The 18,261-nt window shown below is 43.0% G+C and carries 16 protein-coding genes; 8 read left to right on the plus strand and 8 right to left on the minus strand.

All coding sequences use genetic code 11. The annotated features are described in order from the left end of the window. Positions 1-288 precede the first annotated feature (288 nt). Positions 289-1,899, plus strand: a complete 1,611-nt coding sequence (locus BT147_RS05960; protein ID WP_072332184.1) for a tRNA uridine-5-carboxymethylaminomethyl(34) synthesis enzyme MnmG — start codon at positions 289-291, stop codon at positions 1,897-1,899. A 42-nt stretch (positions 1,900-1,941) separates the two neighbouring features. Here BT147_RS05960 and rsmG read toward each other — a convergent pair whose 3' ends face one another. From rsmG to rpmH, 7 genes are all read right to left on the minus strand, one after another. After that, a complete protein-coding gene (rsmG, locus tag BT147_RS05965; protein ID WP_072332187.1) occupies positions 1,942-2,667 on the minus strand; it encodes a 16S rRNA (guanine(527)-N(7))-methyltransferase RsmG in 726 nt (241 codons plus the stop codon). A 49-nt stretch (positions 2,668-2,716) separates the two neighbouring features. Beyond that, positions 2,717-4,591, minus strand: coding sequence for a tRNA uridine-5-carboxymethylaminomethyl(34) synthesis enzyme MnmG (gene mnmG / locus BT147_RS05970; protein WP_072332190.1), 1,875 nt, complete (start codon positions 4,589-4,591; stop codon positions 2,717-2,719). A gap of 18 nt (positions 4,592-4,609) precedes the next feature. Beyond that, positions 4,610-5,995, minus strand: coding sequence for a tRNA uridine-5-carboxymethylaminomethyl(34) synthesis GTPase MnmE (gene mnmE, locus BT147_RS05975; RefSeq protein ID WP_072332192.1), 1,386 nt, complete (start codon positions 5,993-5,995; stop codon positions 4,610-4,612). Between the two features lie 163 nt (positions 5,996-6,158). Next, positions 6,159-6,890 carry a membrane protein insertase YidC gene (gene yidC, locus BT147_RS05980; RefSeq protein WP_177239701.1) on the minus strand — a complete coding sequence of 244 codons (732 nt, stop codon included), beginning with the start codon at positions 6,888-6,890 and terminating at the stop codon, positions 6,159-6,161. Between the two features lie 29 nt (positions 6,891-6,919). Beyond that, positions 6,920-7,150: a membrane protein insertion efficiency factor YidD gene (yidD, locus tag BT147_RS05985; protein WP_072332195.1), complete on the minus strand. Its 231-nt coding sequence runs from the start codon at positions 7,148-7,150 to the stop codon at positions 6,920-6,922. Positions 7,151-7,165: 15 nt separating this feature from the next. Beyond that, complete coding sequence (gene rnpA, locus BT147_RS05990) at positions 7,166-7,531, minus strand: ribonuclease P protein component (protein ID WP_072332198.1); 366 nt, start codon at positions 7,529-7,531, stop codon at positions 7,166-7,168. Between the two features lie 95 nt (positions 7,532-7,626). Further along, on the minus strand, positions 7,627-7,761 hold the full coding sequence (gene rpmH / locus BT147_RS05995) for a 50S ribosomal protein L34 (RefSeq protein ID WP_072332201.1): 135 nt from the start codon (positions 7,759-7,761) through the stop codon (positions 7,627-7,629). 548 nt (positions 7,762-8,309) lie between these two features. Between rpmH and dnaA the strand changes: the two genes are divergently transcribed. The 7 genes from dnaA (at position 8,310) to gyrA (ending at position 17,187) form a co-directional block, all read left to right on the plus strand. Next, complete coding sequence (dnaA, locus tag BT147_RS06000) at positions 8,310-9,752, plus strand: chromosomal replication initiator protein DnaA (RefSeq protein ID WP_072332204.1); 1,443 nt, start codon at positions 8,310-8,312, stop codon at positions 9,750-9,752. A 227-nt stretch (positions 9,753-9,979) separates the two neighbouring features. Further along, positions 9,980-11,113 carry a DNA polymerase III subunit beta gene (dnaN, locus tag BT147_RS06005; RefSeq protein WP_072332207.1) on the plus strand — a complete coding sequence of 378 codons (1,134 nt, stop codon included), beginning with the start codon at positions 9,980-9,982 and terminating at the stop codon, positions 11,111-11,113. Positions 11,114-11,131: 18 nt separating this feature from the next. After that, positions 11,132-11,350: a S4 domain-containing protein YaaA gene (gene yaaA / locus BT147_RS06010; RefSeq protein WP_072332209.1), complete on the plus strand. Its 219-nt coding sequence runs from the start codon at positions 11,132-11,134 to the stop codon at positions 11,348-11,350. Between the two features lie 11 nt (positions 11,351-11,361). Further along, entirely contained in the window at positions 11,362-12,480 is a 1,119-nt protein-coding gene (gene recF / locus BT147_RS06015; protein WP_072332212.1) for a DNA replication/repair protein RecF, read from the plus strand. A 4-nt stretch (positions 12,481-12,484) separates the two neighbouring features. After that, positions 12,485-12,733 carry an extracellular matrix regulator RemB gene (gene remB, locus BT147_RS06020; protein WP_072332215.1) on the plus strand — a complete coding sequence of 83 codons (249 nt, stop codon included), beginning with the start codon at positions 12,485-12,487 and terminating at the stop codon, positions 12,731-12,733. Positions 12,734-12,764: 31 nt separating this feature from the next. Next, on the plus strand, positions 12,765-14,678 hold the full coding sequence (gene gyrB / locus BT147_RS06025) for a DNA topoisomerase (ATP-hydrolyzing) subunit B (RefSeq protein ID WP_072332218.1): 1,914 nt from the start codon (positions 12,765-12,767) through the stop codon (positions 14,676-14,678). 31 nt (positions 14,679-14,709) lie between these two features. Further along, entirely contained in the window at positions 14,710-17,187 is a 2,478-nt protein-coding gene (gyrA, locus tag BT147_RS06030) for a DNA gyrase subunit A (protein WP_502688557.1), read from the plus strand. On the opposite strand, the gene BT147_RS06035 is transcribed toward gyrA, so the two are convergent. Then, positions 17,177-18,196, minus strand: coding sequence for a YaaC family protein (locus BT147_RS06035; protein ID WP_072332224.1), 1,020 nt, complete (start codon positions 18,194-18,196; stop codon positions 17,177-17,179). The genes gyrA and BT147_RS06035 overlap by 11 nt on opposite strands. Positions 18,197-18,261: the final 65 nt, after the last annotated feature.

The following is an 18,261-nucleotide window of genomic DNA, read 5'->3' on the forward strand; positions in this document are numbered from 1 at the left end:
ACGGAAATGTTAGAGTTTGTAGAAGCATCTAGGTAGATAGCATTCTTTATCACATGCCAATCTACATTCTATCGATTCTTTATATTTTCTCTCAATGCAATAGTGTATCTTGCTCCACGAGTAGCGTACTCCCGCCCCATGACTGGTTCATAGCCAATTTGTTCATCTACCCACCTAAAAAAACAAGCAAATAGAATAGATTTATCTAGAAATGACTTGCAAAAAGAGAGATAATAAAATATATAATTATAACCCGACTGCAATCATCTAAAAGAAGGAGGGAAAGATATGTCTCATTTAGAACAATTTGACGTGATTATTCTAGGATCGAGAGAAAAAGCTGAACAGGCCATCCTAGCCAGCGAACAACAGGGTCAGAAGGTTCTCTTGATCGATTTAGACCTTCACGTTACGACATCCTTAATCTGTCAAGAAACGCTTTCCACCAATGTATCGCTAAGTAAAGACCACAAAATCGTTGCTCATAAACAAGAAGTACATACTCCACTCCACAAAACAACGACATTCGTGTTTCAAACCGAATTGGTCACCATGGAGGAACAAACAAGTGACAAGGCAATAGAAGATATTTTCTTACCAGATGAACAGAATAATTCAGATTTAGTAGCGACACCACCTAACGTCTCATCTAGTTATCTAGAAGTGAATGATGATTTGGAATTGAAGGTAGAGGATGATTATTTCGATCCTATAGAAGAATTTGATCCTGCTCTAGCTGGGGAGTTTGATTCCGCCTTCGAACAAGCAGAGGATCAGCCAGCTCCTTCACAACAAAAGAATTTCGTCGAATCAGTTGAGGCTGATGACCAAGATGATTTAAATTCAGATCCTAAGAATCAACCGGAATCTATTTTACCTAGTCTCCTCTGGAATCGGGAAAATTCGCTCAAAGATCGTCTCACTAGAGAGCACACGAAGACGCCTGCTGGTCTACAGAGCTCGCTTACCAGTCATTTATTTGATAGAATCCAACCATCTGATAAAAAGACCCTAGCTCATACCGAAATCGATTTAAAGGAATCCCACCCTTCTCTTGAAGAATCCGACACATCTGTTGAATCGATATCGGATATACCAGACCTAGAAGAAACCACATCAGAGGCAGTGGCGTTCAAATCGGTTGAGAACCAGAATCAGGACACTGAATTTGTGTTTTCTTTTCATAAGGCATCTAAAGAACCACATCGCGCCTATAAAGAACGTGATATTCGCTTAAGAAAGAAATTTTCTCAGTCTAGGCAACATAAGCCTTCTCCTGACTCATTTGAATTCTTTTCCAATGAGCCTGAACAAGGATCCGATCCGAAAGAATCCATAGAGCAGGTCAAGGTAGAAACACCAAAACCTATAAAACCATCTAACTTGGTTTCCCTCACCCTATTAGAAAAGCCAAAAGATACCCAGAAGACTACCTATCTCGAAGATGAAATCGGAACACCCGATACCTCATTTGCTCCTAGAAGGCGGTCTCGTACGCAAAAGAAAAGTAGACTCTTCCAGAACATTGATCTAAATGCGGGAAAAGATACATCAAAAGAACTGAAAAAAAAGAGTCTAGAAACAAAAGGTGATCACTCCCCTTTTGATCTATTCTCCTTCTCACCTGAAGGCGATCTTAGCACAGGCAAGAGTAGTCATCATGTTGATAACAAGCTCCTCCATGAGAAGGAGAACGACCCAAACCCGCTTGCTTCTCAGCAAAACAATGGATTAAAAGCCGATGAAATTGAGTTTGAAGACGCCTATGGATATAACTCTTGGGAGGAATTCCTCACACCTATCTCCCAGAACAGCCGCAAGCGACAAGAGCTCGATCAAATCGAAAAGCGAAAACTTGCTCTACGCGGGCTGCACAATTTAATTGATAATCTTGGATAAAAAAAAGCGAATCCTATCGTAGGTAGGAATTCGCTTTTTTGTTTATATAATAGGCTGTTTTACAGGCGTTCCAGCTTTTCGTGGATATGCTTTCGGAGTATGATCCCGTTTGGTCAAATGTACCAAGTGCCGGCTTCCCATCTCGTCGGGTAGTGTAAGTTTCCGTACATCGACTTGGTTCTTGCCTAAGACATGAAGAGCACGCCTTGCTTCCACTACTTCTTCATCGACTGCGGAACCCTTCATCGCGATAAAGCTTCCACCTACTTTTACAAAGGGGAGACAATATTCAGCGATGACATTTAGCTTCGCTACGGCACGGGCGGTCGCTAGATCAAACATCTGACGATACTCTTTTTGATTCGCATAGTCCTCTGCTCTCCCATGTATACAAGTCACATGTTGTAAACTAAGCTCTGCCACGACTTGCTCGAGAAACTGAATCCGCTTGCGTGAAGAGTCTAATAACACCACTTTCCAGTCTGGATTGGCAATTTTAAGCGGGATTCCGGGGAAGCCTGCTCCCGTCCCTACATCAATCATGCAGATGGCTGACTTCCCTATCTCACCTAGTTGTAACATCAGGGTAAGGGAGTCGTAGAAGTGCTTTACATACACTTCTCTCTCCTCCGTGATTCCCGTCAAATTCATTACCTTATTGGTTTCGACTAATAGGTGAAAATACTGTTCAAACTGCTTCAGCTGGATCTCATTGAGATGAATTCCCCATGGTTTCACTGCTTCTTGTAACCACAATCCCTGCTCCAAACAACATCCTCCTTCAAAAATGGGTCCAGCTTTCACCAGACCCATCTCGTTATGCTTCAACGGCTTTTGTTCCCTGCTCCATATGCACCATCAAGATCGAAATATCGGCCGGATTCACGCCTGAAATACGCGTTGCTTGCCCCAATGAAATCGGACGAATCTGCGCTAATTTCTCTCTTGCTTCCGAAGAAATACCCGCAATCTTAGAATAATCGATCCAATGAGGAATTCGCTTTTCTTCCATCTTCTTCATTTTCTCTACTTGTTGTAGTGACTTCGAAATATAACCTTCGTATTTTAGTTGGATTTCTACCTGTTCTGCTACATCGGGTGACACGGATTCCTCTGGGGGTGCCATCCTCGCAATCTGCTCATAACCAAGCTCTGGGCGCTTAATCAAATTTGCTAATTCCACCGCATTGTTGATCTCATTTGTCCCCATATCGCGTAAGATTTGTTGCACTTCTGGTGTTGGCCGTACTTTCGTCGAACGTAAACGGTCTATTTCACGCGCAATCGCTTCTTTCTTGGCCGTAAAGCGTCTATAGCGATCTTCCTTAATTAACCCAATCTCGTGTCCAATCTCCGTTAATCGAAGATCTGCATTATCATGGCGTAACAAAAGACGATATTCTGCACGGGAAGTAAGTAAACGATACGGTTCGTTTGTCCCCTTCGTCACCAGATCATCAATTAAAACGCCAATATAAGCCTCCGATCGATCTAGCACAACGGAATCCTTACCTTGTACTTTTCTCGCTGCATTAATACCCGCCATAACGCCTTGAGCGGCAGCTTCCTCATATCCAGAAGTCCCGTTGATCTGTCCGGCTGTAAAGAGTCCAGGCACTTCTTTCGTCTCTAAGCTAGGCCATAGTTGAGTAGGAACAATCGCATCGTATTCAATCGCATAACCTGTCCGCATCATCTCAGCCTTTTCCATGCCCTTAATCGTACGCAACATCTCAAGTTGTACGTCCTCTGGCAAGCTTGTTGATAATCCCTGAACGTAAATCTCCTCTGTCGCGCGCCCTTCTGGTTCAATAAAGATTTGATGGCGATTTTTATCAGAGAAACGAACAATTTTATCTTCAATGGATGGACAATAGCGAGGGCCTCTACCTTCAATCGTACCGGAATACATCGGAGCTCGATGTAAGTTTTCTTGAATATATTCGTGCGTCTGCTCGTTCGTATAGGTTAACCAACAAGGAAGTTGATCCGTGATATACTCTGTTGTTTCATAGGAGAAGGCACGTGGAACTTCATCTCCGGGTTGAATCTCCATCACGCTGGTGTCAATGCTCTTCGCACTAACCCGCGGAGGAGTTCCGGTTTTAAAGCGCACCATCTCAAACCCTAACTCCTGCAAATGAAGCGCTAAGTTAATCGATGGCTGTTGATTATTTGGACCACTCTCATAGGCTAAGTCTCCAATAATAATTTTCCCTCGTAAATAAGTTCCTGTTGTAAGAACCACAGATTTTGCACGATATCCAGTACCTGTGCGAGTGATAACCCCCCGGCACTCTCCATCCTCTATGATGAATCGTTCTACCATATTTTGATGAATCTCCAAGTTTGGTTCTTGTTCCAGAACTCGCTTCATCTCGCGTTGATATAATAATTTATCCGCCTGAGCACGTAGTGCATAGACAGCAGGCCCTTTACCCGTGTTTAACATTCTCATTTGAATGTGGGTCTTATCTATATTTTTTCCCATCTCCCCACCAAGTGCATCCAATTCCCTTACCACATGACCTTTTGCAGGCCCCCCAACGGATGGATTACATGGCATATAGGCGATGGTATCTAAACTTAATGTCAGGAGTAATGTCTTACACCCCATGCGAGCCGAAGCAAGCGCTGCTTCACATCCGGCATGGCCTGCACCGATGACGATCACATCATATTGATTATTCATCTTGATATCTTCACCTCATCATTTCCCTAGACAGAACTGGGAGAAAATCTGGTCAATTAGGTCTTCCGCTACCGCATCTCCAATTACTTCCCCTAGATACTGCCATGCATTTTTTAGATCGATCTCCACTAAGTCTAACGGCATCCCGAGTTCGATCCCGTTTAGCACATCTTGGATGCTTTTTTGAGCTTCTGAAAGCAGATGAATATGGCGTGCATTACTTACATACGTACTATCCGTCGTGGCTACTTTCCCGGTAAAAAATAAAGAGGAAATCGCTTCTTCTAACTGGTGAACCCCCTGCTCTCCCTTCAAAGAGGTGGTGATAACGGGTGTATGTTCTGAAATAGATGAACGTACCTCTTCAATCGAGCATTTACCGGGCAAGTCCATTTTGTTCATAATCACAATCGCCGTAACATGCTGAATCTGCTCTAAGAGTCTGCGATCTTCCTCTTGCAATTCCTCTGCTTGATTTAGCACTAATAATACCAAATCAGCCCGTTCTAAAGCTTGACGGGAGCGCGCGACTCCGATCTGCTCTACCAGATCTTCTGTCTCCCTAATGCCCGCTGTATCTAATAATTTAAGCGGAATCCCACGAACGTTTACATATTCCTCGAGTACATCCCGAGTCGTTCCTGGGATATCCGTCACAATCGCTTTGTTCTCTTGAGTCAAACCATTCATCAAAGAAGACTTTCCCACGTTAGGGCGCCCGATGATGGCTGTAGCAATTCCCTCTCGCAAGATTTTTCCTTGACGAGCCGTTTGGAGTAATTCACCAATCTGACGGATGATATATTCGCATCGTTCTTGTAAAAACTGACTCGTCATAACCTCAGCGTCATATTCAGGATAGTCTACATTTACCGCTAAATGGGCTAATGTTTCTACGATCTCTTCTCGCAACTGTTGGATTAACTTTGATAAGCGTCCTTCTGCTTGTTGGCTCGCTACTTTAGCGGCCCGATCCGTTTTCGCACGAATCAAGTCTATCACCGCTTCCGCTTGGGACAAATCAATCCGACCATTTAAGAAAGCCCGCTTGGTAAATTCTCCTGGTTCCGCCAAGCGAATCCCGACCGATAGTAGAGCCTTGAGTGTCGCCTGAACGGGAATCAGTCCACCGTGACAGCTAATCTCTACTACATCTTCTCGTGTAAAGGTTCTGGGTGCACGCATCACCGTAACGAGTACCTCATCAATCCGCTCTTTCGTTTCCGGTTGAACGATATATCCATAACGCACCGTATGAGTTGGCGTTTGTTCTAAGGATTCCTTACCTGTATATAGTTTATCTACTTTTTCAATTGCTTGCGGACCACTCACACGGATGACAGCGATACCACCTTCACCCAGTGCAGTTGCAATCGCAGCAATTGTATCATTTTCAAATAGCATCTTTTTTCACCTCGATCATCATAACACAATTTTACAATTCCCTTCAAAGATGCAGTTTAACAAAAAACGCCTCCCAGTGAGGATTCAGTTTGTCGACAAAAGCTACATTTGTTTACAGTCTGAATTCCCTCACACAAGAGGCATTTTTCACAGTTGTCATCTCTTACGCAGTTGCTTTTCCTACTTTTTTGCGGCTGAAAATCATGTACTGCAAAATGGTAAAGATATTGCCGTATACCCAGTACAATGCAAGGGCAGAAGGCAAGTTGTAACCAATGATAAAAATCATAATCGGCATAATCCAAATGAGAATTCGTGTTTGTGATGTATTTGCACTTCCTTGTGCAATCATCTGAATATAGGTCGTAAAGGCCGCTAGAAGCGGGAAAATCAAGTAAGGATCCGGCTTCCCTAATTGAAGGTACAAGAAGGTTGATTTTGCGATCTGTGGGTCAAATTGAATCGCTTGATAAAAGGCAATAAAGATCGGAATCTGTACGACCATAGGTAGACAACCTGACATCGGATTTACATTATGCTCTTTATAAAGCTTCATCATCTCTTGCTGTTGTTTCTGTTGATCTTTTTTATATTTAGTACGTAACTTCTGGATTTTGGGCTGAATCACTTGCATCTCTTGCATACTTCTCTGTTGTTTAATGGATAACGGCAAAATTAATAAACGTACCAAGAACGTAACGATTAAAATAGAGACCCCATATGTACCAAATAAGTCATAAAAATAATCAAGTAATTGGGAAAGTGGATATACCAAGTAACGATCCCACAAGCCTGATTCTGGGTCAATCTTACCTGTTGTTGAACATCCTGTAAGTAGCGCAAAACTAAGGATTAGTACTGTTAACAATGTCCATTTTCGGTTTAGGTAACGCACGTCCTCTCCTCCTTTCAGATCATCCCAAGCTATACACGTATCTTTTTTTCTGGAACAGGGTCCATTCCACCTGGATGAAACGGATGACACTTAAAAATCCGCATCATCGTAAGCCATGTTCCTTTCACAAAACCGAACCGTTGATAGGCAGTTAAACCGTATTGTGAGCAGGTTGGGTAAAATCGGCAAGTAGGCTGAGGTTTCAAAGGAGAGATACATTTGCGATAAAATCGGATTAGAATAATGGCAAAGTCCTTCAACCTATCTCTCCCCTTCTACTGCCTTCTATATTTCTGAAAGAGCTTGGCCCTTTTAAATACATGACGCAGACTCGATTCCACTTGATAGAAATCCATCGTAGCAGCAGGATTACGAGCGATGATCACAACATCAATCCCTTTTTTTAAATCAGGAACCCAGTGCCTTGTAACTTCCTTTACTAGTCGTTTAACACGATTGCGTACGACTGCATTTCCTACCTTCTTGCTCACAGATATACCGATTCGAGGACCGGGGGGAAGTCCTGTCCCAGCATGACGGGGAGAAAGATACACAACAAACTGACGATTGGCAGCAGAAGTTCCGAAACGAAATACACGACGAAAATCATTCCGACGCCTCAGTCTGTATTCTTTTTGCATCCAGCTCCCTCCCTATTCCACATTATCGGCAGATTCATTCTTCTATAAACGATCCTCATATAGAGAAAAAGGCCACTCTACTTAGTGGCCTCTCATTATGCAGAAAGTACTTTTCTGCCCTTTCTTCTACGAGCCGCCAACACTCTGCGACCGTTTTTTGTACTCATACGAGCACGGAAACCATGAACGTTTTTACGTTTACGTTTGGATGGTTGGTAAGTACGTTTCATATTGTTTTACCTGGTAATAGTCGATCCATGAAAAACCGACAAACCGGACATACGCCGACCAGGGTGCCTCCCTTCATACGATAAGATGAAAAATTTCCGTAGACAATCTTCCACATTATAGCTTTATCCCTATTGCATTGTCAAGAATAGAAGAAATGTGGATAACTTGTGGGAATCAATCCGTACTTATCCACATGTATCCACTACTTATTCACTCATTATCCAGAAGATATCCACAGCTTGATTGATTGTGGATAAAAAGTTATCCACAGGCTGTGGACAATGTGGATAAACTGATAAGTACATTGTAAATACTGGTATATTCTGATATTCTATTGTTGTTTTCCCCGTGGATAACTTTTTTCTTTCTACGAGTTATCCACAATTGTGGATAACTTTCTATCCCTCAAACTATACTCTGTGGATAGACATATGGATACCGATCTTGTGGATAGTGTGGATAAGTTGGTTTAACCTAGGTATCATCCAAATTTATACTGTGGATAATATGAAAAAAATTATTTTTTGGAAGGAGGGTTCTGATCATTGTGGAACATGTTAATGACTTATGGAAAAAAAGCCTTGATCTAATTCAATCCAAGATAAGCAAACCCAGCTTTGAAGCTTGGCTGAAACAGACCGAAGCCATCGAGCTCCAAAGCAACAAGCTGATTATTGGAGTTCCCTCTACATTTGCACAGGACATGCTCTCAAATCGCTATTATGGGATGATAAAAGATGCTGTTAAAAAAGTTTCTGGTACCAATCTGGAGATTGAGGTGATCAGTCTCGGAACTGAACCGATTCAAGTGCAAGGGGAATTGCCCGTTCAGCACATAGCAAAAGCTCCTCATCCTAAAGCCGAAGAGGGTAAGAAAGAGACAGAAGCTCCTCATTCGTTCACTTCCTCTTCACACGAGGAACCAAATGGAGAGCCCGATGAAGAAATAGAAGGTTTTGTTCAGTCGCAATTAAATCCCAAATATACATTTGATACATTTGTCATCGGATCCGGGAACCGTTTTGCACATGCTGCTTCTTTAGCTGTTGCTGAAGCACCCGCTAAAGCGTATAATCCTCTCTTTATATATGGAGGAGTTGGTCTCGGAAAAACGCATTTAATGCATGCGATTGGCCATCACGTACTAGCTCATAATCCAAATAGTCGTGTGGTATACCTCTCATCTGAAAAGTTTACAAATGAATTTATCAATGCGATCCGGGACAATAGAGCCATTGGTTTTCGTAACAAATATCGAACTGTGGATATCTTGTTAATAGATGATATTCAGTTTTTAGCAGGCAAAGAGCAAACTCAAGAAGAATTCTTCCATACATTCAATGCTCTGCACGAAGAGAACAAACAGATTATTATCTCCAGTGATCGTCCTCCTAAAGAAATCCCAACATTAGAAGATCGCCTTCGCTCTCGCTTTGAGTGGGGATTAATTACAGATGTGCAACCCCCAGATCTAGAGACCCGTATTGCCATTCTTCGAAAAAAGGCAATTGCTGACCAGCTCGATGTGCCAAGTGACGTACTTGCTACCATCGCTGATCGAGTCGATACGAACATCCGAGAATTAGAAGGGGCTCTCATCCGTGTCGTCGCCTATTCTGCCTTGATGAATCAATCGATCAGTACTGACTTGGCAGCAGAAGCGTTAAAAGATATAATGCCCAATGCTAGACCGAAAATCATTACAATTGCCGATATTCAGCAGGCGGTTAGTACCTACTATCGTTTACGTGTTGAAGACCTAAAAAGTAAAAAACGCACGAAAACGATCACTCTTCCACGACAAATTGCGATGTTTATCGCTCGCGAGATGACTGACTACTCTCTACCCAAGATCGGTGAAGACTTTGGGGGCAGAGACCACACAACGGTCATCCATGCTCATGAAAAAATCAATCGAGCTCTTTCCAGTGATCCACATCTCCAACAGGCTGTGGATGAATTAAAGAAACGAATTCTGAGAGGCTCCTAGGTTAGCTTGTGGATACTGTGGATAATTTTGCCAAGCTTATACACATTTTATCCACAGCGTATGTAGGCTTCCTGTCTGGTGTCAACCGACTTATCCACAGTATCCACAGCCCCTACTACTATTACTACTGATTTTTTATTAAATAATATATATGTATATGGCTCACAAGAAGCATTCATGCTATATTTTTTATTTATCCCCAATTGATTGACAGAGGTGAGGAACTCATGAAAATCCGTATTGCCAAATCGGTTCTCGTAGAAGCGGTAGCACAAGTTAGTAAAGCGGTATCTCAAAAGACGACGATTCCCGTTCTAACAGGAATGAAAGCCATTGCTAATCAAGAAGGATTGCTTCTGACGGGTAGTAACTCTGATATTACGATTCAAGTAAGGATTCCTCATGTAAAAGAGGATCAAGAACAAGTATTTGTAGAGAAGACTGGGAGTGTCGTCATTCCCGGTAAAATCTTCGGAGAAATGGTAAGGAAATTACCCGGTGAGTATGTAGAATGGGAAGTAAATGAGCGTTATCAAATTACGATTCAATCAGGTTCAACGGAGTTCCAACTGCATGGATTTAATCCAGACGAATACCCTCGCCTTCCACGTCTATCAGCGGATCAAGTTTTCTCGATTCCTGCTGATGAGCTTCGTTCCTTAATTCGGCAAACCGGCTTTTCAGTTGCAACCAATGAGGCCCGAGGCGTGTTGACAGGTGTATTATGGCAATTAGAAAATGGGGTTCTCACCTGTGTCGCCACAGATAGTCATCGTCTGTCTAGACGCTTGATACCGACTCCGAACACAGGCCAATTGTCTTTGGATAACGTAATTCTTCCGGGTAAAAGTATGAGCGAGCTAGCTAAAACCTTTGCCGATGATGAGGATTCTGTTGAAATCGTTGTGGCAGATCATCAATTGTTGGTAAAAAATGAGTATATTGAATTTTATTCCCGTCTCTTAGATGGCACCTATCCAGATACCAATCGAGTAATTCCACAATGCGGTGATACAGAGTTAATCACTTCAACCAGAGAATTATTACAATCTGTTGAGCGTGCTTCTCTTATTAGCCGAGATGGACGGGATAATGTGATAAAATGGACGATGAGCGATGACACGGTGGAAGTTACCTCGGTGTCACAAGATATCGGGAGCGTTACAGAAGAAGTGAAGGCTCGTGTAAAAGGAACTGCGCTAGGAATCTCGTTTAATGCACGTTACATGATTGAGGCGCTACGATCGATTGATAGCGATGAGATTCGCATTCAATTTACAGGGACGATGACTCCATTTATCATTCAGCCTGCAGACCGTGAAGATACGTTACACCTCATCGTACCGATCCGTACGCGTTAAAAAGAAGGATGTTGAATCATGAAACACGTATATATTGACGGGCCCTATATTCAGCTAGGGCAACTATTAAAAAAAGTAGATGCCATTGATAGTGGTGGTTTCGCAAAGATGTTTTTAGCCGACAATGAAATATATGTCAATCAAGAGCTAGAGAATAGACGGGGTCGAAAGATTTATCCACAGGATGTTGTGGATATCCGAGGCTTCGGTCGTTTTCTCATATTGTCTGAGAAATAGGGGGTTGCCAGGTGCGTGTTCAGTCACTAGAGATCCAGCGCTACCGCAATATTTCTCAGCTTTCACTCGATTGCTCGCAAGATCTCCACATTTTTGTGGGACCGAATGCGCAAGGAAAGACCAACATCTTAGAATCTCTCTATCTTCTAGCGCTTGGAAAATCGCATCGAACCCGTTCTACTAAGGAGTTAATTCAGTTTGGTGAGCAACATGCGATTCTAAAAGCGAGGGTTAAACGAGGTGAAACTGGATCTAGGTTAGAGGTACAGTTGCGCGATCTGGGAAAAAAAGTTAGCATTAATGGGATAGAGCAATCGAAGTTAAGTCAGTATATCGGCTTCTTACCAGCTATTTTGTTTGCCCCAGAAGACCTTGCAATAGTCAAAGGTAGCCCTCAAATTAGGCGGCGTTTCTTGGATATGGAGATTGGACAAGTGAGTCCTACCTATCTGTACCATTTGTCTCAGTTACATAAACTTCTTACTCAGAGAAATAGTTTGCTGAAAGGACTCGGTACAAATAAAAAATTCCAAGTTGAATTTTTAGATGTATACGATGAACAACTCATGTCTCTTTCCCTAGAATTGTGGAGAAAGAGATTTCATTTTCTCAAGAAATTAACGGAGTGGTCTGGGGAGATTCATCAATCTATCACGAGTGCCAATGAGGAATTGCTGATTGAATATCTTCCCTCCATCCCCATTACAGCAGACATGTCGATTGAAGAATGGCGCACAGTTTTTCAAGCTGAGTTACAAAGAGTTCGTGAAAAAGAAATCCGCAGGGGCTCTACGTTGCTCGGACCACAGCGCGATGATTTTCGCTTGGTTGCGAATGGATTGGATCTTCATACATTTGGTTCACAGGGGCAACAGAGAACGGCTGCCCTCTCATTGAAATTGGCCGAAATCGAGCTGATTTACCAGGAAACAAGTACATACCCCATTTTATTATTGGATGATGTTTTATCGGAGTTAGATGATTCGAGGAAAACGCATCTACTAGAAGCGATTCGAGGGCGGGTTCAAACGTTTGTCACGACTACGAACCTAGAGGGAATTGACGGGGAGACGCTGGCTAAGGCAAAGATCTATCAAATCCAGCAAGGAAACATTCGCGAGTTGAGGTGAGAATATGTACATTCACTTAGGTGGAGATCAAATTGTAAGGGCGAGGGATGTCATTGCCATTTTGGATTATCAATCCATGGATTCCCACTCCTTTTTAGAATCGAGCAAACAAGCAGGTCGGCTAGTTGATATTCCAGATGATGAAGTGAAGTCGTATGTTGTGACGCCTCATCGTGTGTATCCATCCCCAATCTCTTCCGTAACCTTGATGAGACGGGCAAAGCAGATCAGGGTTTTTCATAAAAACAAATGAAAGTTGATTCATGAGAGAGTAGGTGAGTAGATTGACAGCACAAAACAGCAATAACTATGATGCTTCTCAGATTCAAGTACTAGAAGGTCTAGAGGCGGTTCGAAAGCGTCCGGGGATGTATATCGGTTCTACTTCCAGCCGTGGTTTGCATCACTTAGTATGGGAAGTAGTCGATAACAGTATTGACGAAGCTTTAGCGGGCTACTGTGATACTATTCAGGTCATTGTAAACGAAGATAATAGCATTACCGTGATTGACAATGGACGGGGAATCCCTGTAGGTATTCAGCCTAAGCTTGGGAAGACAGCAGTCGAAGTCGTTATGACGGTGCTACATGCAGGTGGTAAGTTTGATGGGGAAGGTTATAAGTTCTCCGGAGGTCTTCACGGAGTAGGGGTATCGGTTGTGAATGCGCTCTCTACCGAACTAGAGGTACGCGTGCATCAGGATGGGAAGATCCACTATCAAAAATATCATCGTGGAGCCCCAGAAGCGGACTTGAAAGTAATCGGTAAAACGGATCAAAGAGGAACACACATTACGTTTACACCGGATCCAACGATTTTTACCGAAACAACCGAATACGATTTTGATATCCTACAAAATCGTTTACGTGAGCTTGCTTTCTTAAATCGCGGTGTCAACATTACCATCGAGGACAAACGCGGAGATGGTAAAAAGAAGGAATTTAAGTTTGATGGTGGAATTCAATCATTTGTCGAATATTTGAATCGGAATCGAGAAGCATTGCATGATCCACCGATTTACGTCGAAGGTGAGCGGGAAGGAATCCCTGTTCAAGTTTCGATGCAATATAATGACTCCTATACCTCGAACATTTATTCGTATGCTAATAATATCCATACGCATGAGGGCGGGACACATGAATCCGGTTTCAAATCCGCGCTAACACGTGTAGTAAATGATTATGCACGCCGAAACAGCCTGATCAAAGATAGTGATAGCAATCTATCCGGCGATGACGTTCGCGAAGGGCTTACCGCGATTATTAGTGTAAAGTTGGCTGATCCTCAGTTTGAAGGACAGACCAAGACAAAGCTAGGAAATAGTGAAGCTCGTACGGCGACAGAACAAGTTTTTGGTGAGAAATTAGCTGAGTTTCTAGATGAAAATCCAGCCACTGCTAAAAAAGTAATCGGGAAAGCCTTGATGGCAGCGCGAGCCCGGGAAGCTGCTCGAAAAGCTCGTGAATTAACTCGACGTAAAAGTGCACTTGAAGTAAGCTCGTTGCCAGGAAAATTGGCAGATTGTACAAGCCGTGATGCGGAGATTAGTGAGATTTACCTAGTAGAGGGTGACTCTGCGGGTGGAACAGCGAAGCAAGGACGCGACCGTATGTTCCAAGCGATCTTACCACTTAGAGGAAAAATCCTTAACGTAGAAAAAGCGCGTTTAGATAAAGCATTGTCGAACGAAGAAATTCGTACGATGATTACTGCCTTTGGTACAGGAATCTCGGATGATTTCAACATTGAAAAAGCACGGTACCATAAGATTGTGATTATGACTGATGCGGACGTTGACGGAGCTCACATCCGTACTCTCCTTCTCACCTTCTTCTATCGCTACATGAGACCGTTAATCGAACATGGTTACGTGTATATTGCACAGCCTCCGTTGTTTAAGGTTACGCAAGGGAAAAAGGAATTGTATGCGTACAATGATCGGATGAAAGACGAGTTGGTTAAAACCTTAGAAGGTAAAGGGAAGATTGACATTCAGCGTTACAAAGGTTTGGGTGAGATGAACGCCGGTCAGCTTTGGGAGACGACGATGGACCCAGAGAGCCGTACCCTCCTTCAAGTATCTCTAGACGATGCGATGGATGCTGATGAAGTATTTGAAATGTTGATGGGAGACCGCGTAGAACCACGTCGTGATTTCATCCAAGAGTATGCTAAACAAGCGAATTTAGACATCTAGAGTGGGTTGATAGAGGAGCGAGGAGTGATGAATTTTGTCAGCAAGTGAACGGGTTCAAGAAATCAATATTAGTCAAGAGATGAAAACATCGTTCCTAGACTATGCGATGAGTGTAATTGTCAGTCGTGCGCTACCGGATGTACGGGATGGACTTAAACCTGTACATCGTCGTATTTTGTATGCGATGTATGAAAATGGCATGACACCAGACAAACCTTATAAAAAGTCAGCACACGTAGTGGGAAACGTAATTGCAAAGTATCATCCTCATGGGGATTCCGCTATTTACGATGCGATGGTCCGAATGGCTCAAAATTTCTCCTACCGCTATATGTTGGTAGATGGTCACGGAAACTTTGGTTCTGTTGACGGAGATGCAGCAGCGGCGATGCGTTACACCGAGGCACGTCTAGCACCGATTACGTTAGAGATGCTTCGTGATATCCAGAAAGACGTCATTGATTATGGTCCTAACTACGATGGTCAATATGAGGAACCACTGGTTCTACCTGCTAGATTCCCAAACTTGCTCGTAAACGGAGCCGCTGGGATTGCTGTGGGGATGGCGACTAATATCCCGCCTCATAACCTGACAGAAGTGATCGATGGGTTGTTAATGGTGATTGATAACCCAGAGGTGGAAATAGACGAGCTGATGACGGTTGTCAAAGGACCCGATTTCCCTACTGGTGGTATTATCCTCGGATATGAAGGAATCCGCAAAGCGTTCCGTACAGGGCGTGGATCCGTACAGATTCGTGCCAAGACGAGAATGGAAGAGGCAAACAACGGTAAGACACGTATTATCGTAGAAGAACTCCCGTATCAAGTAAATAAAGCGAAATTGGTAGAAAAAATCGCAGAGCTTGTACGTGACAAACGGATTGAGGGCATCACTGATTTACGTGACGAGTCAGACCGTAACGGAATGCGTGTGGTCATCGAACTTCGTCGTGATGTGAATCCAATGATCATCTTGAACAATCTTTACAAACATACTACTTTACAAACAAGCTTTGGTGTAAACACATTGGCTTTGGTAAAGGGACAACCGCAAGTCTTAAACCTGAAGCAGATGCTCAGCCACTACCTAGAACACCAAATTGAAGTGATTACGCGTCGTACCCAGTTTGACCTGAATAAAGCTGAAGATCGTGCCCATATCTTAGAAGGCCTTCGAATTGCGCTCGATCAAATCGATGAAGTGATTGCATTGATCCGTGGTTCTCAAACGACTGCTGAAGCTCGTGAAGGCTTGATGGAGAGTTTCGGTCTGTCTGAGAAGCAGGCGAATGCCATTCTCGATATGCGTCTCCAGCGCCTAACTGGACTTGAGCGGGATAAAATCGAAGGCGAGTATCAAGAACTGATCAAACTGATTGCGGAGCTACGTGGGATTTTAGCAGATCCTGCTAAGATATTAGCGATCGTTCGAGAAGAAGCAGTCGAGGTGCAGAAACAGTTTGGTGATGAGCGAAGAACTCGTATCAAGATGGATGAGGGTGTCATTATAGATGAGGACTTAATTCCTCAAGAAGAAGTTTCCATCATGATGACTCATCGTGGTTATATCAAACGGATGCCACTAAACAGCTATCGTGCGCAGAAGCGAGGTGGGCGTGGTGTGACGGGTATGGGAACGAAAGACGATGATTTTGTTCATCATCTATTTGCAACCCATTCCCATAATCATCTCCTCTTCTTCTCTAACAAAGGAAAAGTATATCGCATGAAGGCGTATGAAGTTCCTGAGTTAGGACGAGCTGCTAGAGGAACCCCGATCATTAACTTGATTCAAATTGATCAGGATGAGCGGATTCAGGCCATTATTACAGTAAAAGAGTTTGTTGAGGATAAATATCTCTTCTTTGCTACCCAGCAAGGAGTGGTCAAAAAGACCTCTCTGTCTGAATTTGAAAACATCCGTAAAAATGGTCTCTTTGCGATCAATCTACGTGAAGGGGATGAGCTAATTGGTGTCCACTTAACGGATGGACAGCAAGAAATCTTGATGGGTACGAAGCAAGGAATGTCGATTCGCTTCCCGGAGATGGATGTGCGCATGATGGGTCGTTCTGCTACAGGTGTGAAAGGAATTACCTTAGCTGAGGCTGACAAAGTGATTGATATGGATGTCGTGACCCCGGATCTAGATGTTCTGATTGTCACGAAAAAAGGCTTTGGAAAGCGTACTCCGATCGATGAATACCGTATTCAATCCCGCGGTGGCAAAGGGATTAAAACCATGGGTATCACAGCGAGAAAAGGTGAGATAATCAGTCACAAAGTCGTCTCTCCAGTAGAAGACTTGATGATTGTTACCCAATCGGGTATTGTGATCCGTCTCAACATCAACGAGATCTCTTCCATGGGCCGTTACGCGCAAGGTGTAAAGCTGATTCGCGTTGATGGTGAGGAAGAAGTGGCGACTGTAGCACGTGTTCAACGTACGGATGATGATGAACTTGAATTGACTCAAGAAAATTCATCAGAAGAAGCTACCGAATAAGGTAGACATACTCTTTTCTGTGTAGTTGGTTAAGCATGAGATTTGGAAACTTCCGTTGTACGATGTGAAGTAATTCTTGAATGAGGATTCCCTCCATCGAGGTAGTAGCATCCATTACCTCGGCCCAGAGGGGAGGTTCATAGCGGCTTAGCATGCTTAGGCTAAATAGTAAAAGATACTCTGCCTCCATTTCCGGAACAGGTTCAACGAGGTGATTATTTCGAATCCAAACGAAATAATCACCTTTTTTATTTTGATACAGATAGGGGTGCTGAATCACTTGATCCTGTTTACCTGACCAAGTAACTTGAAAGTGATTTTTCGCCTTCTCCCCCTCCACATCAACCAATCGAAAAAGCCCCTCGCAACTCTTACTGTTCAACCATTCTACAAAGCGTTCCCGGCTAAATTTATATTGCTCTAAAATGGTATCCGGGAGTGTAATCAACACATTTTCCTGATTATCTTCGACTACGACTGGTAAAAAATGATGATACTGTGTAATTTTATATACAGTATCTTGTATATCCGGAATCATCTGCATCAGTTGAATCGGACTGTAGTCTGCTCGATAATGGCTTGAAAAAAGAGCTTGATAATGAGGGAAAAGTCCATCTTTTTGCACACGTATATCATCATAGAAGAAGCGAAATAGCTCCTTCTTCTTTTTCTTAGTAGAGATTCCGTGTTTAAGAACATGTGAATTCTGTGGATAGAAAGGATCTACTGTTAAAATAAGAGCTTTTAACAAGCTCATCATTCCATAATAAAGATGCGTCGGCTTCATCCAATTTGTGATTTCGTGAGCCGATTGAAAGATTTGTCTCGCTTGACGTATGTAAATCAAAAATGGAGTTACATTACGAAAAGAGAGTCGATCAGGATGTTCAACATCTAGTTGTGAGTACTTCTCTTTTAGAAAGTCTCGAGCGATTAATTCATTTTCAAAGTAGGCTAGCTCTCCCCAAATTGCTCTTTCGGGGGATTCTGTGTATATCTCGACTTTCATGATCCAATCACCTCATTTCTCTTACTTATCCACATTTATTCACAAGTTATACACAGGGGTTGAAA

It is taken from the genome of Thermoactinomyces sp. DSM 45891, from assembly GCF_900119485.1.
Lineage (GTDB): Bacteria > Bacillota > Bacilli > Thermoactinomycetales > Thermoactinomycetaceae > Baia.